Origin of the sequence: Candidatus Protochlamydia phocaeensis (assembly GCF_001545115.1) — a bacterium.
In the GTDB taxonomy this organism is placed as follows: Bacteria; Chlamydiota; Chlamydiia; order Chlamydiales; family Parachlamydiaceae; genus Protochlamydia_A; species Protochlamydia_A phocaeensis.
The window spans coordinates 169,818-193,450 of the sequence record NZ_FCNU01000022.1 but is presented as its reverse complement, the minus strand read 5'-3'; the positions used below and the strand labels follow the sequence as shown (position 1 = coordinate 193,450).

20 protein-coding genes and 1 pseudogene are annotated in these 23,633 nt (G+C 42.4%); 12 read left to right on the top strand and 9 right to left on the bottom strand.

Features of this window, described 5'->3' with window-relative positions; all coding sequences use genetic code 11:
* Window positions 1-65 precede the first annotated feature (65 nt).
* Both BN3769_RS08270 and BN3769_RS08265 read right to left on the bottom strand, forming a co-directional pair.
* Window positions 66-854 (bottom strand): YdcF family protein, encoded by a 789-nt coding sequence (locus BN3769_RS08270; protein WP_068469454.1) that lies wholly within the window; start codon window positions 852-854, stop codon window positions 66-68.
* Window positions 855-901: 47 nt separating this feature from the next.
* Window positions 902-1,390: pseudogene (locus BN3769_RS08265) on the bottom strand (Tn3 family transposase); the annotation flags it as partial.
* Window positions 1,391-1,729: 339 nt separating this feature from the next.
* On the opposite strand from BN3769_RS08265, the gene sctJ reads away from it, so the two are divergent.
* The 4 genes from sctJ to BN3769_RS08245 all read left to right on the top strand — a co-directional run bounded on the left by sctJ (window position 1,730) and on the right by BN3769_RS08245 (window position 8,532).
* Entirely contained in the window at window positions 1,730-2,683 is a 954-nt protein-coding gene (gene sctJ, locus BN3769_RS08260; RefSeq protein ID WP_068469451.1) for a type III secretion system inner membrane ring lipoprotein SctJ, read from the top strand.
* Between the two features lie 261 nt (window positions 2,684-2,944).
* Window positions 2,945-3,334 (top strand): hypothetical protein, encoded by a 390-nt coding sequence (locus BN3769_RS08255; RefSeq protein WP_068469449.1) that lies wholly within the window; start codon window positions 2,945-2,947, stop codon window positions 3,332-3,334.
* 311 nt (window positions 3,335-3,645) lie between these two features.
* Window positions 3,646-7,719 carry an intermembrane phospholipid transport YdbH family protein gene (locus BN3769_RS08250; RefSeq protein ID WP_068469447.1) on the top strand — a complete coding sequence of 1,358 codons (4,074 nt, stop codon included), beginning with the start codon at window positions 3,646-3,648 and terminating at the stop codon, window positions 7,717-7,719.
* Window positions 7,720-7,815: 96 nt separating this feature from the next.
* Window positions 7,816-8,532, top strand: a complete 717-nt coding sequence (locus BN3769_RS08245; RefSeq protein ID WP_068469445.1) for a hypothetical protein — start codon at window positions 7,816-7,818, stop codon at window positions 8,530-8,532.
* 142 nt (window positions 8,533-8,674) lie between these two features.
* Here BN3769_RS08245 and BN3769_RS08240 read toward each other — a convergent pair whose 3' ends face one another.
* From BN3769_RS08240 to BN3769_RS08230, 3 genes are all read right to left on the bottom strand, one after another.
* On the bottom strand, window positions 8,675-9,688 hold the full coding sequence (locus tag BN3769_RS08240; protein ID WP_068469443.1) for a C80 family cysteine peptidase: 1,014 nt from the start codon (window positions 9,686-9,688) through the stop codon (window positions 8,675-8,677).
* Window positions 9,689-10,097: 409 nt separating this feature from the next.
* Window positions 10,098-10,466, bottom strand: a complete 369-nt coding sequence (locus BN3769_RS08235) for a hypothetical protein (RefSeq protein WP_068469441.1) — start codon at window positions 10,464-10,466, stop codon at window positions 10,098-10,100.
* Window positions 10,467-10,822: 356 nt separating this feature from the next.
* On the bottom strand, window positions 10,823-11,137 hold the full coding sequence (locus BN3769_RS08230; protein WP_068469439.1) for an RNA recognition motif domain-containing protein: 315 nt from the start codon (window positions 11,135-11,137) through the stop codon (window positions 10,823-10,825).
* Window positions 11,138-11,563: 426 nt separating this feature from the next.
* On the opposite strand from BN3769_RS08230, the gene mutM reads away from it, so the two are divergent.
* From mutM to BN3769_RS08190, 8 genes are all read left to right on the top strand, one after another.
* Window positions 11,564-12,403, top strand: a complete 840-nt coding sequence (gene mutM / locus BN3769_RS08225) for a bifunctional DNA-formamidopyrimidine glycosylase/DNA-(apurinic or apyrimidinic site) lyase (RefSeq protein WP_068469437.1) — start codon at window positions 11,564-11,566, stop codon at window positions 12,401-12,403.
* A 185-nt stretch (window positions 12,404-12,588) separates the two neighbouring features.
* Complete coding sequence (locus tag BN3769_RS08220; protein ID WP_068469435.1) at window positions 12,589-13,230, top strand: riboflavin synthase; 642 nt, start codon at window positions 12,589-12,591, stop codon at window positions 13,228-13,230.
* Complete coding sequence (locus tag BN3769_RS08215) at window positions 13,211-14,434, top strand: bifunctional 3,4-dihydroxy-2-butanone-4-phosphate synthase/GTP cyclohydrolase II (RefSeq protein WP_068469433.1); 1,224 nt, start codon at window positions 13,211-13,213, stop codon at window positions 14,432-14,434. Before BN3769_RS08220 ends, BN3769_RS08215 begins: the two co-directional genes overlap by 20 nt.
* An 18-nt stretch (window positions 14,435-14,452) precedes the next feature.
* On the top strand, window positions 14,453-14,998 hold the full coding sequence (gene ribH / locus BN3769_RS08210; RefSeq protein ID WP_079989484.1) for a 6,7-dimethyl-8-ribityllumazine synthase: 546 nt from the start codon (window positions 14,453-14,455) through the stop codon (window positions 14,996-14,998).
* A 310-nt stretch (window positions 14,999-15,308) separates the two neighbouring features.
* On the top strand, window positions 15,309-16,922 hold the full coding sequence (locus BN3769_RS08205; protein WP_068469431.1) for a hypothetical protein: 1,614 nt from the start codon (window positions 15,309-15,311) through the stop codon (window positions 16,920-16,922).
* 14 nt (window positions 16,923-16,936) lie between these two features.
* Window positions 16,937-17,494, top strand: a complete 558-nt coding sequence (locus BN3769_RS08200) for a type III secretion system chaperone family protein (RefSeq protein ID WP_068469429.1) — start codon at window positions 16,937-16,939, stop codon at window positions 17,492-17,494.
* Complete coding sequence (locus BN3769_RS08195; RefSeq protein WP_068469426.1) at window positions 17,491-17,970, top strand: type III secretion system chaperone; 480 nt, start codon at window positions 17,491-17,493, stop codon at window positions 17,968-17,970. Before BN3769_RS08200 ends, BN3769_RS08195 begins: the two co-directional genes overlap by 4 nt.
* A 3-nt stretch (window positions 17,971-17,973) precedes the next feature.
* Window positions 17,974-19,401 (top strand): amidase, encoded by a 1,428-nt coding sequence (locus tag BN3769_RS08190; protein WP_068469424.1) that lies wholly within the window; start codon window positions 17,974-17,976, stop codon window positions 19,399-19,401.
* A 110-nt stretch (window positions 19,402-19,511) separates the two neighbouring features.
* Here BN3769_RS08190 and BN3769_RS08185 read toward each other — a convergent pair whose 3' ends face one another.
* The 4 genes from BN3769_RS08185 to BN3769_RS08170 form a co-directional block, all read right to left on the bottom strand.
* Complete coding sequence (locus tag BN3769_RS08185) at window positions 19,512-19,928, bottom strand: hypothetical protein (RefSeq protein ID WP_068469422.1); 417 nt, start codon at window positions 19,926-19,928, stop codon at window positions 19,512-19,514.
* Between the two features lie 135 nt (window positions 19,929-20,063).
* Window positions 20,064-20,795 (bottom strand): hypothetical protein, encoded by a 732-nt coding sequence (locus tag BN3769_RS08180; protein ID WP_068469420.1) that lies wholly within the window; start codon window positions 20,793-20,795, stop codon window positions 20,064-20,066.
* A gap of 52 nt (window positions 20,796-20,847) precedes the next feature.
* Window positions 20,848-21,603, bottom strand: coding sequence for a caspase family protein (locus BN3769_RS08175; RefSeq protein ID WP_068469418.1), 756 nt, complete (start codon window positions 21,601-21,603; stop codon window positions 20,848-20,850).
* Window positions 21,604-22,045: 442 nt separating this feature from the next.
* Complete coding sequence (locus tag BN3769_RS08170) at window positions 22,046-23,467, bottom strand: F-box-like domain-containing protein (protein WP_068469415.1); 1,422 nt, start codon at window positions 23,465-23,467, stop codon at window positions 22,046-22,048.
* Between the last annotated feature and the right edge of the window lie 166 nt (window positions 23,468-23,633).

Sequence of the window (23,633 nt, the reverse complement as noted above, 5' to 3'; positions counted from 1 at the left end):
TCAGATCGTGGATGTCGCTTAAGCGATTTTCACACTCCTTTAAAATTCGGCAAACTTTTCATTCCTTAAGGGTTTTCCTTATCATTTAATGAATGAACATTTTTGGGACTATCATCTAGGCTAAAGCCTTCCGCACTAAGAGCCTTTACACCCGAACTGACAGAACAGGCCATCACCTCCTGCTTTCTTTTGTATTCTTCGATCAATGATTTCAAGGCTTCATTAAAAACAACGGCAATTTTTTCATCCTTTAAAAAGGGAATAATGCCTTTTACTGTTTGATGAATGGGAACTTTGGGCATATCGCCCCGATGCGGAGGTTCAAAAATCGTCACCTCATCTGCGCTTGAATGAGCAAAACAAGTCGCACTTGCTCGAGCATAGACTGTAATAGTGGACTCTTTTAGCTTACAAGCCTCTTGTAAGCATCGTGCAACGTGTGTATTTGAAGAAACTATCACAATCGTTTGAATTCCTCTTAACGTGCATTCTCTTACAGCTGCCTTTATTTCTTCTGCTGTATTGCGTGAATCTCTATCAATAAATGAAACCCGAGAAAGATAGTCTTTAAGCTCCTTTGGTTTTTTTTTGACATGGCAAGCCAACATCTTAAGCTTCGGGCCCATTGCTTGATTAAATGTATATTCCGACTCTTTTAAACCACTGGTATCTTGCGATGCCCCACTTCCCCAAAAGATAAGACTTGCTTTCTTGTAAACAGCCTCTTCAATTCCTATGGGGACGCGACCTAAGCCTTCTTCCGTCCCAAATACAATATTCTCCCACTCCTCTGCCAACAAATGACAGCCATGGATCAGCACAGCAACCTGATGAAAGTCTGCAATAGAATTCATATCCTTCTCCTAAAAGGGGTCAGCTCACGAAACGGAAAAAATGCACGCTAAGATTTTTCCATCAGATTTAGCCTAAATTCTCCTTTACCAAGAGAGCGTTTTTGTTGCCAATTATAATCTCCGGTTAAGTTAATATGCTCCCACCCAAGAGATGATAGATAACGAAGTAAACGATCATCCACCTCAACATTTTGTTCTTTTAAGGCAAGAATCGCTCTTTCTAAATAAACAGTATTCCAAAGTATAACTGCTGCAATAACAAGATTAAGTCCACTTGCACGATAGCGTTGATTTTCAAAACTGCGATCACGCATTTCTCCTAAACGATTAAAAAATATAGATCTTGCTAAGGCGTTTTTGGCTTCTCCTTTATTTAATCCAATTTGTACACGCCTCCTTAAGTCTTTGTTTTGCAGCCACTCCAAAATAAATAGCGTGCGTTCAATTCTTCCTATTTCTCGAAGCGCTGCTGCTAAGCCATTTTGTCTAGAATAGCCTCCTAATTTCTTTAGGATTATAGCGTCTCTTTTAACTCCTAAGAATGGCATACGCATTTTTGGAGTAGATGCTCTTTCGAAGGATTTGAAAAAATACTATAAACAACCTATTACAGTACTTGTAGATGAAATCTTTGCAGCTTCTAAATAACTAGGCGATTCTTAACGTGCAATTTTTTCCGTTTCGTGAGCTGACCCCTAAAAGGTGTATTAAGACCAACATAACCAAGATTTGAGTTCTTTTTCTGTATGAAGCATGCTATAGAAATTCGTAAGGGTGCTTTAAATAAAAATTCGAATCATTTATTTTAAAAAATTCTTACAATTCGATGTCTGCTTTACCAAGACCTTATATTCCCATAAATAAGGAAGAATGGAATGATCGTCAATAAGACCTTACCCCCCCTTCTCTTGTGCTTATCTGCCTTGCTTTTATTTTTAACAAGTTGCAGCTCCAATAAACCAATTGTAAATGCCCTGGATGAAAGAGATGCTAATGAAATTATTGTCTTTTTATCCAGCAAAGGCATTCAAGCCTCAAAAGTGCCAAGCGCACAATCAGATGGAGGCGGAGGCGGCAACAAAATGATACTTTGGAATATTTCAGTTCCTCCCGATCAAGCGATTGAGGCTATGAATTATTTAAATCAAGAAGGCCTTCCGAGAAGGCATGCGGAAAACCTGTTAGAAATTTTCAGCAACTCTTCCCTTGTTCCGTCTGCCATGCAAGAACAGATTCGCTACCGAGCCGGCCTCGAACAGCAAATTGCTAACACAATTCGGAAAATTGATGGGGTGCTGGATGCCAATGTCATTATTTCTTTTCCCGAAAAAGATCCTCTCGATCCATCCAAGAACCTGACTCCCATAACAGCCTCTGTCTATGTTAAGCACAACGGTGTATTAGACGATCCCAATAGTCATTTAATATCAAAGATTAGAAAGCTCGTTGCAGCAAGTGTGCCTGGATTAAGCTATGATAATGTGACTGTTGTAGGAAACCGGGCAAGAATAGGCGAATTGCCCAATCCATGGCTAGAGGCCATGCAAAAGCAGCAAGATCAACTCGTCGATGTTTGGTCTATGACTATTGCCAAAACTTCGCTTCCTCGATTCCGCCTCATTTTCTTTTCATTCGTTATCTTGCTTGTTTTATTGGCTTTAATTGTGGCTTGGCTTATTTGGAAAATCCTTCCCTTGTTAAAAGAGCAAGGCATAGGACAGCTTTTGAGCTTTAAACATTTTAATACCCATGCGCCTCTAGCCGAGCCTGATAAAAAAGCAGAATCAAAATCTGATGAGGATGAATCGAAAAACAGTGATGTCACTTAGGGAATCGCACGGCCTTCGCTTAGCAAGGCCTGCTCTCAAGAGGCCGAAGATCGATTGAGTCAATATAGCCCTAGAGCCATCCAAGAAATTAAGTCATTCCTTGCTTCGCTTTTTGTCTAATTTTAGTGGGACGATAAATAGGCTTACCGCACAACGTCTGATAATATCAAAAAACAGCATTTTTTATATTTGCGCATTTAGTTAAATTTAATTATAATTATCCATTCATTTTATTTAATAAAAAAAATAAAAAAGGTAATTATGTCTTTAGATAGTCTTAATAAAAATTTACAATCCATAGAGCATGGTCTTAATATAATGGGTTATATCCCTATCGTCGGGACCTTTTCTGCATGTATTCGTTTTACTTATGGTAAGATGGAAATGATTACTGGATTAGCAGTTTCTTTAATTAGTTTCACTGGTTCTATATTTGCATCCGATCTTCAAAGGCAGCAGGCGTTAGAATCTCGTGCAATCAAAGCTATAGAATATTCTTTGCATGGATGGCTGAATATGGGCCGATGCTTTTTGGAAATTATTCCTTTTATCAGCTTGGTCACTTGTCTGCCCTATGATTTGAGCGGGAGAAAAATAATTGTTTATACTTCCGCTATCGATGGACAACAACAGATCCAAACAGCTTTCTAATGCACGTATAATTCAACAGGCTACTGACCAACTTCAGGTTACTAGCCTGTTGGAGAAAATTAATTGGCAGTGAAAAGTGCTCTCCCACCCATCACGTCTGATAATACCTCAACCCGATCCATTCTTCATGGTTTTTATGTTTCTCAATTTCTATGCTCCATGCAACCTTGCACTAGTTAAAACTAAAGAGAATTGTTGAATAAGCGGGCTTTAATGAAACCTAAATAAAATAATAACAATCTCTTTAAAATTGATTGACAATTAAATTCTGCCCGGCTAATTTTAAATACCTTATGTTATAAAGGTTGAACATGCGGTCTTTTCTTTCCTCTCGTTTATTTCTTTTTTTCTTTTTTATCTTGCTGCTGCTTGGGATTTTTGTTGTTTGTCTTCCTACTTTGGTAAGTACGGAGTGGGGAAAAAAACAGGTCGTCTCCTGGATTAATCGCTCTATTCCCGGCAATGTAGAAATTCGCTCCCTTAAATTGCATTGGGGTAAAGGACAGGTAATTGAAGGAATTTTATTAAAAGATCCGGAAGGACAGGCTGTCGTTGGAATCGAGAATTTCTCTACCGAAGCAACGCTTTGGCAATTATTGAGAAAAAGCACGCAATTAGGGCTGACGCATGTAGAAGAGTTAAATGCCGCCATTGTTACGGATGGCAAAGGCATTAGCAATCTTCAACGCGCTTTAGGGATAAGAGTGGGCGAAGACCATCCTCGTCTTCCTCCTTCAACCATTTTGCTATCGGACGTTAATGCCACGCTTGACCTTTTTGCCAAGGGCAAGCCTTTAGCCGCCCACTTGACAGGGACGACCCGGCAAGAAAATTTAGTTGGTTCTTTTGATATTGATGTCGCTTTAAATGGCCTTTACGCCAACAATTGGGATCAACTCTCGCAAGACGCAAAAAAATATTTGAGCCTTGAAGGCAGCAAAGATGCCAAGATGCATGTCAAGGTAGTGAATTTTCCCGTCGATTTAATTGATCGCTTAGTGGCTTTGAAAAGACCTGATTTGGACACTCTTTTCCGCTCTTTGCTTGGGGAAAAGCTTAATTTGATTATTGATAAAGAGCCTAGCTCTGAGGGATTGGCCTTTAATTTAACGGCTTTATCTCCCCTTATGCAAGGAGATGTAAAGGGCAAAATTGTTCAAGGCGTCTTTACTTTATCTGAACCTGCTCTTTTTCAATTTAACTTAAAACCCGATTCGCTTAATCCTTTTACGCATTATCGCTTTGAAATTCTAGAAGAAGCCCGTTTAAAAGTGCTTTTTCAAGATTTAACCTTGCCTTTGGCCTTTCTAGATAACAAGACATCAGCGGACCCTTGTCAATTCGGCTTTAAAGCGCAAACGGATCTTTCGCCTGTCCGTGTGGATATTTTTCCGATTGGCGAAATAAAAATTTTAAACCTCAAGACTTTGTTAGAGTCTCCGCTTTGCCATAAAACAATTAGCGTACAGGTGATCGGACAGGCTCAGCAAGACCGCGAGCCTTTTGATATTCACTTTGAGTCCTTATTGCATAAGCCAGCCAATTTGCATAACTTGGTGCAGCAATTGCGGAAGGGAATGGAGTCTTCTTTAAAAGTATCCCATTTACCTTTGCGGCTCGTTCCCTTTTTAGCAAGCTATCCGGGCTTGATTAAACAAGCGGGATCACACGCCGATTTACAACTAGCAATTAAGCAAAAGAACGAGGAAGACCTTGCCCTGACCCTTTCTTTTCACACTCCGCGCATCGTTTTAAATCAAGCTCAATTTAAAATAGGGAAAGAGCTAAGCTTAATGGAGCCATTGGCCTTGAGCTGGAACTTCGATACAGACTGCTTGCAAACTTTGCTATCAAGTCCGAAGTTTACTTTGGAGCAACCCTGTCCTGTTTTAGTCACAGTCAAACGGCTTAACATTCCTCTAGATGAGCACGGACAAGGCCGCATCCAACTGGAATCCGCCATTAAGCAAATTCAGTTATCCCAGTTGTCTCCTTTAGGAATTGTCCAGGCAAAAGACATTGTATTCAAGGCTGAAGGCGAAAGCTTATCCGAGTTTCAGACAACGCTGTCTTCCCAGCTCGCTTTCTTAAAAGCAGACGGTTTTTATTCTCCCTTGCTCAACCGTCCAGTGCAAATGAATGTATCTTCTCTTGTGCGTCATTTACCTGATGAAAAACTTGATTTTCCTGTCATAAAATTGCAAATGACCAGCCAAACCTATGATGCAAATCTGGAAGGCCATTTGACTAAAGATCGCTTGTTTATTTTAAACCAGCCTTTTAAAATTCATTATCTTTTGACTCCTGAAGCCCTTCAAGAATTGAATTCGGCTTTAGGGACAGACCTAGCTAAATTGCAATCCCCAACGACAATCAATGCCATCGTTTCTCCAACACAGATCGACCTAAAGCAAAACCTTATCAAAGATTTAAATCTTAATGGTTTAATCAATTTAGATCATGTGGTCCTGCAAAAAAAAGAAGATATCTCGCTTCCATCGCTTGAGCAAACAGCCATTTCTTGGTCAATTAACGGACCAGAAAATACAATAAACCTGCATCTGAAAGGATTAGCATCTACCAACACCTCTCAAAAGCCAAGTCATTTAGATGCCCAAGCTCACATTCAACGCTGGTTATCTCCTCAAAATAGCATAGATTTCAGTCAAAGCATTGCTGAGATCAATACCCATTTTGTCAATCTTCCGACCTCTTTTGCCAGCGCTGTCGTATCAAACAGAGATTTAACGCCTCTCATTGGCCCTACGTTAGACATTGATTTAAAGGCTTTGATAGATCGCAATCATGTCACTCCCGGCTATTGGGATATGTATGTGGACAGTCCTAATTTTCACGCCAAAGCGCGTATCAGGATAGACGAAGCTCTCACCCTCTATGAATCTAACAGTCCGTCTGCAGAAATTAGATGGACGCTTTCCCCCGAAGGTTATCGCTATTTAGAAAATTGGCTTTCCTCCCCTTCCTCTCCAAAGCTGACCTTGGAAGAACCCATTACCTTCATGGCCAATGCAACGAATCTATATATTCCTCTTAAAAATTTTTCCAAGGAAGCGCCCGCTTCGTTCGCTATAAATCTGTCTACGACTTCCATCCATTGGGCAGAGCTTCCTTCTGCGTTTAAATTAATAGGAAAGCTAGAAAGCGCTGATTTAACCCAAGATATGCATGTTTCTCTTCAAACCGCTTCGTCTCCAGAAACATTTTTAAAGCTAGATGGAACGGTTAGCCATCTGCTCAGCCCTTCAGGAAAACTTCAAAAATGGCAAGAGACAGATCTGCAAGCGCATTTAGAAGCAAAGCGCCTTCCCGTGCAATGGATTCAGGCCTTGCCAGCTACCAGTATCAGTCTTAATCGTTTGCAGGCGTTGATAGGAGAGGAAGTCGATATACAAGCCAGCACGCACCTTCAACAGCTTAGCGGTCCTCTTACAGCCGAATTCAAAGGAGAAAATGGCCAAGCCAGCCTTGACGGACAATTAACGCAGGGTGTCTTAACACTGCGCAAACCTTTTGAATGGAAAATCCGGGCAACTCCTCAATTAACGGATTTAGTCAAAGAAAACATGCCCGTCCTCAATACATTGATAGGAGCGGAAGCCCCCCTTACGTTGATGATTGATCCCAAAGGATTCTCCTGCCCGCTTGTTCCCTTTGAATTTAATCGGACGACTATTGAGCGAGGAATGATTGATTTGGGCAAAATTCATTTTCGCAATGAAGGAGATCTGCGATCCATTTTAAATCTGATTCATCCTATTTCGGATAATCAATTGACGATCTGGTTTACCCCTCTTTACTTTCAATTAAATAAAGGCGTTTTAGCTCTTCAACGATTGGATTTGCTCGTCGCCAACCTCTATACTTTAGCTAGCTGGGGCGAAATCGATCTAAATTCCCATAAAATGAACATGGTCTTAGGCGTGACTGCGCAAACGCTTCGCTATGCTTTTCATGTCCAAGGCTTAGATGATAGTTATATCTTGCAAATTCCTCTTAAAGGACGCAAAGGCTCCATTGAAATTGACAAAAAGCTAGCAGCCGGGCGCATTAGCGCGCTAATTGCCCAAATGCATGGCGATCCAAAAGCAAAATTACTCGGCACTGTTTTGGAAACGGCTATTTCAGACCATTTTGACGCAACACCACCTGCCCCAACGACCCAGCCTTTTCCATGGGCCCAAGAATTCACTCCCCCTCCTGTTGAATCTGATGACCAGTCGTCTTCTCCTTCAGACCAAAACAGCAGCGAGGACAGCAAATCGGGAAAGAAAAAGCGCAAACGCCTGCAGGATATGGATGCTAACGATCTCTTAAAAGGGTTGGAGCAAGGGGCGTCAAGCTTACTCGAACAGTGGATCAAGTAAAGCGCTTCTTTCCATTCTCTGCAGAGACTTTTTGACGGTTAATTCCTTTTATTATAAGTATAAATAAAAGGTCCAAAACTTTAAGGAGAGGATATAATGGCAAAGCGCTTTTTTCTTTTGGCCTGTCTAATAGGGATGCAGATTTTTGCCGGCCTTTCCCTTCATTCTAAAGAACTGACATTTGATTTTACCTTTTCCAAAGACTATGCAGGCTGGGTAGGCGATTTTGCCGATTATGACGTCAATCAAGAGACCTTTTTTGAGCTAGGCTGGGCCTGGACCAACCTTCCCTCAGAGTTAGCTTTCAATGGACTTCTCTTGAATAAAGGCATGCTATTGACGGGGAATAATCACAGCGATGACTTATTCATGTTTATCAAGCGCCGCATCGAAGGCTTAAAACCCAACACCTCTTACGATCTAACTTTTTTTGTCGCCATTGAAGACAATATTCCTCCAGGCCTAATAGGAATCGGCGGCTCCCCCGGAGAAAGCGTCTATTTTAAAGTCGGCGCCTCAAAGGTAGAGCCAAGAAAAGTAGCCGATGGCACCATTTATCGCTTGAATGTCGATAAAGGTAATCAATCCCAAGGAGGAAAAAACGCTGTTGTCGTAGGCAATCTGGCCAATCCGTTGGTCAATCCCTTTGCTCCCCTTTATCAGCCTAAATACTTCACCAATGAAATCCCCTTAAGAGTTAAAACCGACCATGCAGGACGGCTCTGGTTATTTTTAGGGACAGACTCCGGCTTTGAAGGGCCCACTACCTATTATATCGCCTTTATTTCTGTCCTGGCAACACCCAGGCATTAGGCTAGTCCATGGATTGAAATCCGGTTGGAAGCTTTCTGCGATGCTTCATTTCATCTACAGGGCTTGAAAAGCTTTAATAAAGGTTCACTTTCAAGCAATGCTCCTTTCTGCTGCTCCCACCCTGCTTATTCAATTCAAAAACTTAATTAGCTTTGGGATAAAAATAAGGAAGAGAAGACGTTTTTCCACTTATTGTTGTAAAAATCACTTTATCCCCATCTGCCTTATACCGGCCTTTGACAAATTTCTTATAGTCTTCCGGCTTGCCCCCCCAACGGCTTACTTCATCAACCCGCGCGATTACCGTCGCATGAATACCTGCTGCATCTAAAGCTTGGCTCAAGCGAAATCCAAAGCTCTTTTGCTCTCCGCTATCAACAGCTCCGCTGCAAGCAACAAGACTAATCTTTATGTGGCGTTCAGGTGTTCCTTTTTGCAGCTCCGGGGCATAATCTATAAGCATTTTGACATATTCATCAACAGTCACCTTATCCCCTTTATCAGAGGTTTCGATATAATCATTCCCCGGCTCATAATGGCCAATAAGATAAAGACGAGAAGAGGGGGTTAATTTGGAAAGAGCGGACAACTCTTCCTTTTTTCGCAAGTCGATCATTTGAGACGGAAGACCGTGTTTTCCTGCTTTAGCGTTCAATCCATGCCCCGATCGCCCACTCCCTAAATTAAGAATGATTTGCTGATCATAAGCGGTTCTATTAGGAGCTTGCTCAACTTGTCGAGAAGGCACTCTAGCTCTAATCGCTTCAGAAACTGTAAATGGAAAAGACGACGCTAGACGGGATTGCAACCCATTAGGAGTGAATAAAGATGGCTGAGGTTGATCTTGATCGGATGATCTCAGGCCAGAAAAAGATTTAAAAGCAATGGTTTGCGTCTTTGCTTTTGCAGGTTTATTTAAATTATTCAGGGGAATCACAGCAGACGCATGTGAGGAGGAAGGCATATTAGCTATTTCAATAGTAGAGAATGCGTCGGAAAGAGTTGAAATAGAAGCCTGAAAGACTTTTATTTCTAAATCCGTTGGGCAGCATTCGCCTGCATTTGAGGTTTGTTCATTTAGTACAGGTGTTGAATTGAGTAAAGCCGAAGAAAGCAAATCAACAGATAAAGAATTTAAATTAGGCCCGGCAAACATGCAAAAACTCCAATTAAATTGTTATAAATTAATTAACAAAATATCAAACTAATTTTAATTTATCATTAATAATAAAACAAATATTTATTAATTTAAATAAAGATTAATTATTCTTTCAGCTAACGGATGCCTCTCTCGTTAAAAATGCGGAATTTTTTAGCTGTTTTTTAATGCGAAGAAAACTTTTACCTTCTAGGCCGTCAGCGGTTTTTAATCCCTTCTTAGAGAACGCGCATCAAGACAGGCTCGCCAATCAACGTCTGATAATACAAAAAGAAAAGAAGAAACGCTTTTTTCCCAAGGTCTGATAATATCACCATCTTCTTCTTCTTAAAAAGCCAAAGCCAAAGCCAAGCCTGCAAAAGATCAGGCTTGGCTTAAATAAGCAGAAATCTTACTTGTTATTAAATTATACGGTTTGACCGTTTGAGTAAATGATGGTGAGGCGAGCGATTAAAATCGCACCGGTCACAAATCCTAAAGCGCCTGCTGTGCGAAGAGAGATAAGATCAAATTGCCTCATTGCTACAATGGTAGCGGCAGAAATAAGCGTATTAGTGATGTTATAAAGTCTTATGACTGATAAACGGTAATTGAAGCGGTTCAAGACAAGACGAGACAATTGAAAAAAAATATGATCTGCAAGTGTATAGATAGCAGGAATGCCCGCACTCAACTTGGTATTGAGATTTCCAATTAGACCTACAGCATAACCCACTCCCCCTGCTAGGGCTAGGTTAAATGGCAAATGAGACCATTTTGGTATTCCGATCAGCATGGCAAACTCCCTTATAAAAAGTTGAAAATAGAGATTAAAATTAACACTAATTTCAAATTTTTATTTTTATCAGAAGCCCTATTTATTTTCATCCTAGATAGAAAATGGTAGATTTAGTCTGCCAGACACTTAGAGTGTTTGGATTGGCCTACTTAAAATCATTTCAACGATAAGCCATTACACGTGTAAATTCCGTCACCCGCATGGGAATCTGGCTGAGACAGATTGAATATAGGCATTAGGAATTTTAATTCTTTCTTAGAAAGGAGAAAATAAAAGAGGCAAGAGTCTAATTAATAGACTCTTGCCTTTAATCAAAAGCTCTACAAGAGAGCGTACTTCTGAGTAGAAGGAGATTAAGCGTTTGAACGGTAGTTAGAACGGCCGCCGCCAAAAGAAGAACGTGGCTCTCTTCTTTCGCTGCGATCTCTTTCTTGAGCTAAGCTAACGCGCAGGCTTCTGTCTCCTAAAGGCTTGCCATTCAATTCGCGGATTGCGTTTGCTGCGGCATCAGCATCTTCCATTTCGACAAAGCCGAAACCTTTAGATTTGCCTGTCATTTGATCAGTAACGATCTTGGCACTGACAACTTTTCCGAAGGCTTCAAAATGCGCTTTTAGTTGGTCTTCGGATGTTTTCCAAGACAAGTTACCAACAAATATTTTCTTCATAAAATTCTCCATAGGATTAAGTTAACAAGGGGTCTAACTTGTGCTTATTCAGCTCCCCCTGACTCTGAATAAGGACACGCGCGCTTTTGCTTTTTAAGCAAAAGACAATTACTCATCCATAGTGTAAGAAGCAAGGGGAAACAAGGTATCTAACTTTGAGTTCAACAGATGTGATAGTCTAATAAGAACAGAAGCAAGTTGCCAACTTATCCTAATCAGGCCTCAAAAAGTATACGTATGAACCTCTTTGCGCTACACTAACTGTATGCGTAAAGGGTATAATGTCAAATGATTGCGTTTACCTCAACTCATGTACTACCTTAATTGTAACATATTTTTCTTTTTAGTCTACAAGAATGTAAAAAAAGATTCTGTTTAAGTCTTTATTTACTTAAAATAGACAGCTGCTTACCCCATAGGATGTCAATGCCAGAGATGCCGGAAGTCCATACAATTTTAACCGATTTAGAGCAAGCAGGGCTAGTAGGAAGAAAAATTGAGCATGCGGATATCTTTTGGCCTCGCACGATCAGCACACCTGACGCCAACACTTTTTGCCAGCACGTACGCCATCAAACCATTATTGGCCTAGATCGACGCGGAAAATATCTCATTTTTCATTTATCCAATCACCTTTATCTCCTTGCCCATCTGCGCATGACCGGAAAGCTTATGTTGATGCCTCCGGATGTTCCCCTCTCCCCTTACGTCCGTTTGCAATTTCGATTGGACAATCAACAGGAGCTGCGTTTTCACGACACCCGCAAGTTCGGACGTTGGTATTTGGTCCACCATCTGGATGAAGTCATCGGCAAGATCGGCCCTGAGCCTTTAGGTCCAGACTTTTCCCTAGAGGCTTTTAAGCGTTTATTAAAGGGACGCAAACGCGCCTTAAAACCCCTTCTTCTCGATCAGTCTTTTTTGGCCGGATTAGGCAACATTTATGTCGATGAAGCGCTCTGGGAAGCCGGGCTTCATCCCTTGCAGCCAGCCAATCAGCTCAATGCGCAGGAGGCTAAGAAGCTATATGACGGGATCAGGCATGTGCTAAAAAGAGGGATTGAAAGCCGAGGCACGACGCTTGGAACGGGCCGCACGAATTATTACCGACTCGATGGGACGCGCGGTCAACACCAAACCCTCCTTAATGTCTTCAGGCGCACGGGCAAACCTTGCCCGCGATGCGGGCATATCATAGAAAAGCGCATAGTGGCTCAACGCAGCACACATTTTTGCCCTGTCTGCCAGCCTTTTTTAACCAGATAAAAAGGCTGAATGCCTATCCTCTCGGCCTTTACAGAACCCGAATAGATCATTAGCGGTTTTAATACGCGCTCTTACAGCAAATAAGGCAGGAACTGATCAAACAAGAAAATTTTGTTTAATTTTTATCAAAAAACCTAGTAATATCAAAGACTTATACTAAATATTAAGAGCATTCAGGCTATTCAATGTTTACAGGTATTGTTGAAGAATTAGGAAAAATCGCGTCCATTGAATGGAAAACAAGCGGAGCCCGCTTTCATATTAGCGCGCATCGCGTGCTGGAGGATGCCAAAATAGGCGATTCGATCAGTGTGAATGGATGCTGCCTAACACTTGTCGATTTTTCTTCCCAGGGATGGTATTGCGATGTTGTCCAAGAGACCCTCGATCGCACAAATTTCCGCCTCCTCAAAGAAGGAGATTCGGTCAACTTAGAACGCGCGATCAGGTACCAAGATCGCTTGGGAGGCCATCTTGTTCAAGGCCATATTGACGATGTAGGAACCATTAAAAATAAACAAGCATTGAGCGACGGATCTTGGCAAGTCACCATTCAGCTTTCTCCCGACTTGATGAAATATTTGGTTTATAAAGGCTCTATTGCTGTCGATGGAGTGAGCTTGACAATTGCAACTCTTGGAGAGAAGGATTTTTCTTTCGCGATGATCCCCCACACGGCACAGGTAACCACGCTTGGAATCAAAAAGCCTGGAGAGCTGGTCAATTTAGAAGTCGATTTAATGGCTAAGTATATTGAGCGTCTTTTAGTCCCCTTTCAATTTAAGTCTGATCAAATAGGATCATTATATGAGCATTCAACGCATTGAAGAAGCCTTAAAGGCTTTAGCTAAGGGAAAATTTGTCATCGTCGCAGATGATGAAAACCGGGAAAATGAAGGCGACCTCATTCTGCCAGCTGAAATGGTCACACCAGAAGCGTTAGCTTTCATGATTCGCTATACAACCGGTATTGTTTGCTTAGCCATGACCGGATCTCGCCTAGACGAGCTGCGTTTGCCGCAGATGGTCGCCGAAAATACAGACCGCAAGCAAACGGCTTTTACGGTTTCCGTCGACTATCGATATGACATATCGACAGGCGTCTCTGCGGCCGATCGGACTAAGACCATTTTATCTTTGATCGACCCTAGCACAAAACCGGAAGACCTCTGCCGCCCCGGTCATATTTTTCCTCTTCGCTATCGGGAAGGCGGTGTTCTCAAACGTGCGGGACACACGGAAGCTGCTGTCGATCTTGCCCAATTGGCCAACCTCTATCCTGCAGGCGTCATTGCTGAATTGATCAATGATGACGGCACAATGATGCGCATGCCTGATTTAGAAAAATTTGCTGCTCAGCACGACATTCCCCTTATTACTGTTGCAGACATCGTACGCTACCGCCGCAAACGCGAAAAATTGGTGGACTGCATCTCTCAAGCACGCCTGCCGACAACTTACGGAGAATTCACCGCTTATGTCTATGAGTCAAAATTGGACGGCATCCAGCATATTGCTCTGGTAAAAGGAGATATCCGCAATCAGCCTAATGTCCTCGTTCGCGTCCATTCCGAATGCCTGACGGGAGATGTATTTGGATCCAAGCGCTGCGACTGTGGCTCTCAGCTGCAGCATGCCATGCAAAAAATCACCCAGGAGGGGTTAGGAGCCATTATTTATTTACGCGGGCACGAAGGTCGAGGCATCGGATTGGGCCATAAGCTGCGGGCGTATCAACTGCAAGATCAAGGACGAGATACCGTAGAAGCCAATATAGAATTGGGCTTTCCCATTGATTCCCGCGAATATGGCATTGGCGCCCAGATCTTAGCAGATTTAGGACTAACAACCATTCGTTTGATGACAAATAATCCTTCTAAGTACAAAGGAATTGCCGGCTATGACCTGGAAATTGTTGAACGGGTCCCCCTTCATACAAGCTTAACTGAAGAAAATAAACGCTATTTGCTGGCTAAAAAGAACAAATTGGGCCATTTATTAGAATTCGCAGATTGCGGAATGTCCCTTTAGCTGAAATAAAAGGAGCTTATGAAAGAATATAAAGGCAAGCTAACAACTGCTCAGCCGCGAATCGGCATTGTCATTGCCCGCTTTAATGAAATGATAACCAAAAGCTTATTAGAGGGCGCCCTCGATTCCCTAGAACGCTTTAGTGTTCCAAACCAAGCCATCACGGTCGCTTGGGTTCCCGGTGCTTTCGAAATTCCCCTTGCCGCTCAGCAATTGGCCCATTCCGGACAATACGATGCCATTATTTGCCTAGGAGCTGTTATTCGTGGGGCAACACCGCATTTCGATTATGTCGCCGGGCAAGTCTCTTCCGGAATCGCCCGCCTGTCTTTAGATTTGCAGCTGCCCATTATTTTCGGTGTCCTTACAACTGACACAATTGAGCAAGCAATTGAACGGGCAGGAACCAAAGCCGGAAATAAAGGAGCGGAAGCCGCACAAACCGCCATTGAAATGATCGACCTGATCAAGCAAATTCAACAAGATCGATCTGGCACGATCGCTTGTTCCGCACAGCCAGCCCACCGTTTCACTGTTTCCGGACCCGCGCCTTCTAGCATTTAACAGCGAGGGGAATTTTAAGTTACATACACTCTAAAATTCCCCCTCCCCCTTTTGTTCGTCGGTTCCGGCAGCGTCTCCATACAGCGACTACTCATGCGCCACTCGCGTGGCTTGTTTGGTCTAGCCGGCCTTTTTCTTCTCCAGACCAATTGTCTCCGCGCCTTTGCCTTTGCCTTTTATTTTAGGGCATACTACTCGAAGTCTGCCTGTCTTTTCTTATCCATACGCCTGTCGGCGAATATTATTCCCACAGATTAATAAAAAAAGTATAATAACTATTAAGAATAGATATTAATTGGAAGGAATAGAAATGGATAATCATTCTCTTTCTCCTCTATCCTCCTCTCCTTCTCCTATTCCACAACAAGAGGACTTGCTATCCTCCTTAACGTCCGTGGAATCCTTAGAAAAAACAACACCCGCTTCTTTAGCTGCATCGCATCCTGTTGCCGCTCACCCGGATTATGCCAACCAAGTCATTGCAGCTGAACCGATACAAGAAGAGAATATCACCTCTTCTTTTTCAACGTCAGCAGCCAATAGGGAGATGCCTTCCAAAAGCGCGCTTGCTTCAGCCAAAAAACTAGCGTTTAAGCATGGGGGATTCGTCCAGAGTATTTTTAATAAGATGATCGGCTTGGCTTATTCCACGCTAAATAATTTATCCAAGTCTATTAAAGCGGTAGGAACCGGCGCTTTAGCGGTGCAAGGAGTGTCTTTCATTTCTGCCATCCCCGATACGGTGGTAAGCGTATATTCTCTAGCCAAAAACTGGAAGGAGACCTCTCATTTCAATAGAGGCATGCAGATAAGCGGCCTTTTAGCCTCACAAGTGGCACTGGCCGCCAGCGTCACCGCATTTATTCATTCCGTTCCCGGATTATCGCAAACCATCCAAGCCGGAGCTGCCAAAGCAAGTCTCTTTTTAGGTCCCATTGCCACAGGTGTCGGAGCCATTTTAGCAGGAATTCAAGGAACCGCACTGGCGGTCAAGGCGGCTGGCTGGTCCATAAAAGCCAATGCAGCTAAGAAATTAGCTCAGGTCCATCCAAAAGGGCTATTGCATCAACTTTTTCAACGCGAACAAGATCGCTTCTCTGCCAATCGCAAATTTGCAGGCCTTCAAAGCTTTCAGTCGTATTTAATTGCCATTGGCTTAGCAGCTGCCACCGTGACAGCCGTACTGGTCAGCGTCGGCGTCATTGGGGCGGCAGCCGCCACTCCAGCCGGATGGGCGGTGTTAGGCTTAGCCGCTACAGCGACCCTTATAGGGATAGGCATTTACGCTTATCGCTCCTTTAGGGCCAAGCAAAAGGAGCGCCAAGAGCAGGCTGGCTTAGCCAAAGAATTAGTTTCTCATTTATCAGAAACAACAAAGGAAAAGGTCAAGGCCCTTGCAGCCCAGAAGAATCAATTTAACCCATCAGACTCCAGTCAAATCTTGCGACTCGCCCAACAAATTAATCAATTTGGATGGGGAGAAAAAGAGAGCCACTTGCAAAAGCAACTTCCGCAAGTGATCAGGCAAATCAGGAAATGGGGCATAAAGCTTGACAAAACAGAAGAAGCCTCGTTGAGGGAGGCGATTCAAAAGCGAGATAGCGAAACTGCAAACGCTTTAATACAAAGGATCATTGTAAATGAAATAGAAAATCAAGGGCTTAAAGCAATTGAAAAGTGGACAAAAACTCAAAATATTTTCATAAAGAAAGAAATGGAAGCCCTAGTAAGCGAAGAAGCTCAACGATCATTGATTGAACAGTTAAAAACGCTTCCTTCCAATGATGAAAGCCTTCAAAAAATTTTAGGAGCTCCCGTTTCTGATAAAAATTTAACAGATTATGCCAAGCAGCTCTTGAGCAGCTCAAACTGGCCAGAGAATCCTTCGCTAGCTAATCTTTTAGTAAAATTAATTACAAAATAGGATGGAAAGCATTCATGCCTTCAGACACCATACAAACGTCTTTGTCTTCAATTGGAGAATATCTTAATCAAGCGGGCTATGAGACGATCATACAGCCTCCAACCGAAATGAATGCCTCCGAGCAGCTGCTTGTCTCCTTGGGACAAGACGTTGACGGTCATCCTTTAGTCCTTCATCTTTTTTGGACGCAAGGAATAGAAAGAGAACCCGATTCCGCTGATACGGAATCCATTGATTTTCTGCAATTTTTGCTTGTTCCTTCCTTTTTAGCGACAGAAGCGGCAATGAAGGATCTGACTTCTTTGATTTTAAATTTAAATGCTACTCTTGATATGGCCGGCTTTGGCCTCTATGAGAGCGAGCGTTTAGTTTATTATCGCTATGTTCATATTTGCGAAAAGCCTATGATGGCCGCAGAGCCTGTGCTTGCGGTTGTCGTCTCGATTGAATTCTTGATTGAAATGATTCTTCCCTCTTTAAGAGAGGTTGCCCTAGGCCATAAAAGCCTAAGCCAAATCCAACAAGAAGCCGTTCGGAATATGCAAGAGGATGCAGAATCTCTTGATCTATGACATTTGAAGATTTCCTACAAGAAACGATGCGTGTATTGGGAGGCTCCGACAAGCTCCAGACAGACGCTTATGGGATTAGACGGTTCTGGTATGATCAGGACCGCTATCTTCTTCACTTAAGAAGTTCTTCCGACGAGAGTTTTTTTTATCTTTATGCAAAGATCGCTGCCGTTCCGGAACAGCATAAAGAAGCCCTTTATGAAATGTTGCTTACCGCCAATCTTTTTGGACAGGGAACGGGCAATCTTGTCCTAGCTCTTCATAAACACTCCAATAGCTTGATCCTAATGGAAACATTTCTTACGGCTAAAACGTCTTTTGATGAATTTTGGAACGCCCTTCCACGCTTTACGCTGTATTTAAACAATTGGAAAGAAAAAATTTCGGAATATGACAAAAAGCAAGGAAATGAAGACACGCAAGAGAATATGTTGGATCTCATGAGTCGGCGCAATCAAACTGTTTTATTTATTTAGCCTATGGAAAAAGACATCATTTTTGAATCAGCCTATGCCATTAGGCAGCATATCCTAAAAAAAGAACTTTCCCCTCTAGAAGTCGCACGCCATTTTCTTGCCCACATTGAACGAACCGATCGCCGTTTTCATTTTTTTCTTAATATAACCGCTGAAAATGCCTTGAAATCCGCACAATTGGCGGAAGAAAACCTGATGAAAGGCCATCCACTCCCCCTGCTAGGCATTCCTCTTGCCATCCTAGATACCCTCGATATGCAAGGATACCCGACAACCTTTGGTTCCTTAGCGCTAAAAGATCGCCTGGCTTTAGAAGATAGCTTTGAAATTCAAGTTATTAAGGAATCCGGCGCAATTATCCTAGGCAAAATCAACATGTCGGAGTTCCTTTTCTATCCGGTCCCTGAAAACCTCCTCAAGCCGAGAACGCTTAATCCTTGGGATGCTTCCCTATCTGCCGGCAATACGGCTGCAGCCGCCGCTGTTGCCTCGGGCTGTGCGCCTATTTGTATAGTAGGCGATATTCATGCAAGCGCAAGGGTCCCTAGCAGTTTTTGCGGGGTATTCGGCCTTAAATCCACGCGTGGAAAAATTCCCTTGATCCGGAAAAGCCTTGTTCCGATTTCCGAAAAGAACCTTTACCAGAAAGGCCCTATTACCCGTTACGTGATTGATGCTGCTCTCGCCATGGACGGCATTTTAAATTATAGCTATGGGCAGCATGCCATGCCCCCTGCCAAACAAAACTATATTGAAGCGGCTTTAAATGAAGAACCCCTCTCTTATCGGCTAGGATGGTCACCAAACCTGGGCTTTATTTCCGTCCATCCAATCGTTCATCAGGAGATGCTAAAGGCCCTAAAAGTCATGGAAAGCCTAGGCCATGTGGTCCTTCCTTTGGACCTAGAATTCGATGAGGGAACCCTCCTTCATTACCAGCATATTTTAGCCGCAGATAGGCTTTTTCCCCTTCTTTCACTTAAAAGGCAGCATGCCCATCAGCCCGACCACTTATGCGATTATACCCAGTCTTGGATTCATATGGGAGAACAAGTGACAGGCATGGAATATTCTTTGGGACTTATTCACATGGAATGGATTAAATCGGAAATCGAACGCTTGCTCGAGCACCTCGACTTTTTAGTCACGCCTACTGTTCATACCCCCCCTTTTCCGCTTTCATCCGCTCCTAAGCTTCCTACAAATAAACAAGAGATCGATCCTAGCCTCTTTTACTCTGCTTTTACCCTGCCTTTCAACATGTCCGGCCACCCTGCAATGAATATTCCCATTGGATGGACTCCCGAAGGCCATCCTATAGGCATGCAAGTGATAGGCAACTATTTCAGCGAGGATAAGATGATCCAATTTGCCGCTTCCTTGGAAAGAGTTTTCCGTTGGCCTGATAAAAAGCCTTCAAATATTCATTAGAAGCCATGATGGCTTCTATTAATAGCTTGAATTCCACGTTTTGGTTTTATACGAGGGATTTTGAAATGCTCAAATTAAGAACGAACGATTATGCCAATTTTCAGAGCTTTTCAGCCCCATAAAATATAAGTAATGCTAGTTCTGGATGCCTCTTCATTGCATCCATTTCTCAAAAAAGAAGAAGCCATTGTAAAAAATGTTCCCGCAAAGACACTGATTCGATAAGGGATAAAAAAGCTTAAGACCGCTTGAGCTAAGACAATATTAATGACACAAAAAACGGCATGTTGGCTCCAGGTTATCTCATTAGTTTGAGAAAGCTTGCGAAAGAGGGGAATGGCCAAAGCATGGACAACCGAAACAGAAGCCGCTACTGTCCCAACTAGAAGTCCTGTTTGCATTTTTCCCGATAAAAGAGTACTAATGACAAACGAATAGACCCCGCTTCTTAAGATTGCCTCAACCAAATTACCGGGCATCTGCGCAGCATAAGCACGAAGATAAGACATGGCTTCAGCTTCAATCATAGAATTTCTCTTCTTATGATAGAAAAAGTAGAATTAAAGAGCTTTTTTGAAAAACACTCTGTCCTTAAAAATTTTAGGGGCAAAAGCCGATTGTCTTTTCCCCCTTTAGGCATGTGTTAAACCAATTGAAATCATTTAGCGCGAAAGATCTTTTCTAATCTTATCAAAGCTATCATAGCGTTCGACAAAGGATTGTGCAATTTCGTCAACACTGTCTTGAATTTGTCCGATAATGGTATTTGTTGGACCGACTTGCAAGGTTTGTTTTTCCCATGTAATTGCTTGAAAGCCCATGCCTGGATCAAACATAAATCTTTGCAACATGACTGATTCAAATAAACGCCCTTCACAGCATGCAACATAGCCTTTGTCAATGGGATAGAGCAATATTTGGATTTGAAAAAAAGGCAGAGGAGGCTGGCCTTCGGCAGTCATGATAGTGGGATTAATGGGCTCCTTGCTGAAAATCGTCTCCACCTGTTTGCGCAATTGGTCTGCATTAAGATCGAGCTTATCCCCTTCCGGCTTTATGATGGTAACATACACACCAATATTGTTGGTAATATTCAACAGGTGATCCCCCCCTTGCCATGCCCCTCCGCGGTAAACTAAAATACCTGGATGAAAATACGTTGCCTGTTGAGGAACAGGCGCCGGAGGAGCAACACGAGAGGGCGTATAGGAACTTGAAGGTGGCCTTGCTCCACTTCCTTTATCTAAGGGAGGAAGCTGGCCCATGCGAGAAGGCGTAATCGTTCCTCCAGAAGAGGTACCGCTCATTGCTCCCGATTGCGCTTGCAAACTGCTTAAGCAAAAAAATGAAGAAAATAATAAAGCAGATAAAAAATGTCCTTTTCGCGTCATCATCCATACCTCCAAATACAGTAAATGCTTTTTTAACTGATTTAAAGATTTGTAATCAACGATAGACTTCGCAAATTGGTTTTTGTATGTGCCCAATATACCCATTTGTACGCTGCAGCAAATTTTTCCAGCTTGGCGAAGCTTCTAACAATTCTTTGTGCAAGCTGGAAAAAAAACATTGCGTATAGAGCCCTCCAAAGCGCGATCCATAAGATAATTGCCCTGCACTGCAACTTCCGACCACGATACACCCTTTGGCATGGGAAAATAGCTGAAGATAACCTGGATAATGAGGAGCCACGGACTTTAAATTGAATTGAATGGTTTTACTGGGCCCTCCAAAGCCGTGTTCTATATAGTTATTGCAGCAATCCGCCATGATCAAAGCAAACTGCGGCTTCTTAGCCCGAACCGTATCGGCAATCCAATTTAAATCCAAACCAGGCTTATAAAATTCAAAAGTAATAAATGGCCAAGGAGTGATTTTCTCCCTTGTCCGATAGCCATGGCCGGAAAAGAAAAAAACAACGGCATCTTCGGGTTGAACGGCAAGACTTTTTAAATAAGCGGAGACCAGCGTCTTTTGAAAATCGGATCCAGAAAAGATTTTCTCCTTTAAAACCAGCTGGGCATGCTTGGCAATCACGCGCAACTCTTTTTGCCAGCGATTAATATCAGGTTGAGTGACAGAGCTGATATCGGCATGAATCGTATCCGCTACAAGAATGGCATGCAAGGTCTTAGCCTTAAGCGGCTGGCTTGCCCCTACACAGGCGAAAAAAAGAAAAAAACAAAAAAGAATCCTATTCATAAGCAGCTCTCAAAATACTAGAAGGGGCATTTTAATCTTCGCTCCAATTATCCGCAATCTTTTGCTCGCTCCCCACTCAACCCTACACTCCCCTAATGAAATTAACAAAAGCCATGCGCCCAACCACGTCTGATAACATTATCTCTCTCCCACTTCCTTCTTTTTGTTAAAAAACCTGTCACATCCCATTACGTCTGATAATACTAAACACTTGTTAGATGTCTTCCCTGTATTGGCTAAAGGCTCGAGCCTTTTACAAGAAAGAGAAAAGAAGAATGAATTTGGAATGAGCCATTCTTTTCGATAGAGGGATGGCGCCAGGTGTTCGGCGCCCAAACGAGGCTCATCCGAAAAATCGCGGAAAAAAGAAGCCAGCAGCAACACGAGCGGCTGGCTTGCTTAGAAGCGAATGATTTGAATAAATTCAATTCTTGCTTGTTTGTTAGCCTTGCCAGGATCTAAACTTTCGAGAGAACAGATCCGGATTGCGTTTATTTTGTTGATCAGTTCCTTGATCAGGAACTTTTCTAGAGCTATTTTGCTTAAGAGCCTTATACTTTTTTAGAAGCCCGCTTGCTGTTTTCTTATTAGACGGTGTAATTGTTGCTGGCTGATTTTGGGCCTCTCCTTTTTCAACAGAGGAAGCCGCCCGTTTTTTTGGAAATCTGCGAGAAGCGTTTGTTTGTACAGCCTTTTTCTGGGGCTCTGCCGATTCCAATTCAAGGACTTTTCGTCTCAGGCTGTCATTTTCTGCATGCAGTTCTTGAGTATAGCTTTCGACCATCTCTGCGTATAAATACGCCAGCTCTCCTTTGTCATGCTCTTTGTAGATTTTTTTGGTTAACTTCTCTATTTCCTTTGTCGTCACCGGCAAATAGTTAATGAAGTAATTCGACGCAATCGTATTATCATATTCGGTCGCTAGATCGAGCGGGGTTTTTTGATCATTTGTTTTTTCATACGGATTCGCCCCATATGCCATTAATATTTGGACAGCGTATTTGTTTGTGGACAAGATCGCTGCAATATGTAGAGGAGAAAAACCGTCTGGGCCCAATTGATGAATAGGAAAGCCCAGTAAAATCATTCCCTCTAACAGATCTTGATAATTTTCTTTTCCAAAAAGCTTGCTGAGACCGCTGATAAGATGTAACGGAGTAAAGCCTTTCCCTTCCTTCTCCGGATCCGCATCTCCATATTTTTTTTGATAAGCGCAAGCGAGCAAGATTAAATACGCTTGCTCTAGAGTCTCTTTTCTGTCCAACTGGAATTCTTTCCGCATCGCTTCCATAAAGGGATGCGCGGGATTAATCGTTAAAGGATGCGTGACATCCGGCCTTTTCGTAGCTAGAATGAATTGTCGCAGGCTATCAATAAAAGTTGCTGAATTTGGAGCTTGCAAAAGTTGATGCAATTCCTCTACTTTATCGTCTAAAAAAGGAAAAAGCTCTTCCATTCTTTGCTGAACAGCTTCCCATGTCTCCTGATAACTGGCTTTGCACGAGATGGCATATCTCCCCAATAAATCTGCCGTCAGATCGCCATCGAATATCGCCCAAAGAATTTTTCTAAAATAGCCTTGCGGCTTAAAGGCTGAAGCAGGAATCGCTTGCGCTAATTGTTCTATCTTCGGGAAAACATTCTCTCGAGCTAAAAAAGTATCCTTTACTATTTCATACCAATTTTTACAAACTAGATTATACGGTTCCAAGCCGGATGTATAACTATGAGATTTTCCTAAAATGCTTAAAATATAAGCAATCATTTCCGGTGGTAAAGAATTAATCGGCCCCTCTTCCGGCTGACTCAACAAATAAGGATAGACTAAAAATCTACGGCATATTTCATGGTTATAGGGATGCATTAATAAATTCCTTTTTACAATTAATTTAAGCTAACAAATACAATTGACTTAATAAGCCTTAAAAATTTAAACCTTGTTTTCTATTTCATCAACAAAAAAATAAAAACTTATTCTTAAAAATTTATAAATTATAAAAATAAAACATTAAATTAATTAAATAGAAGAA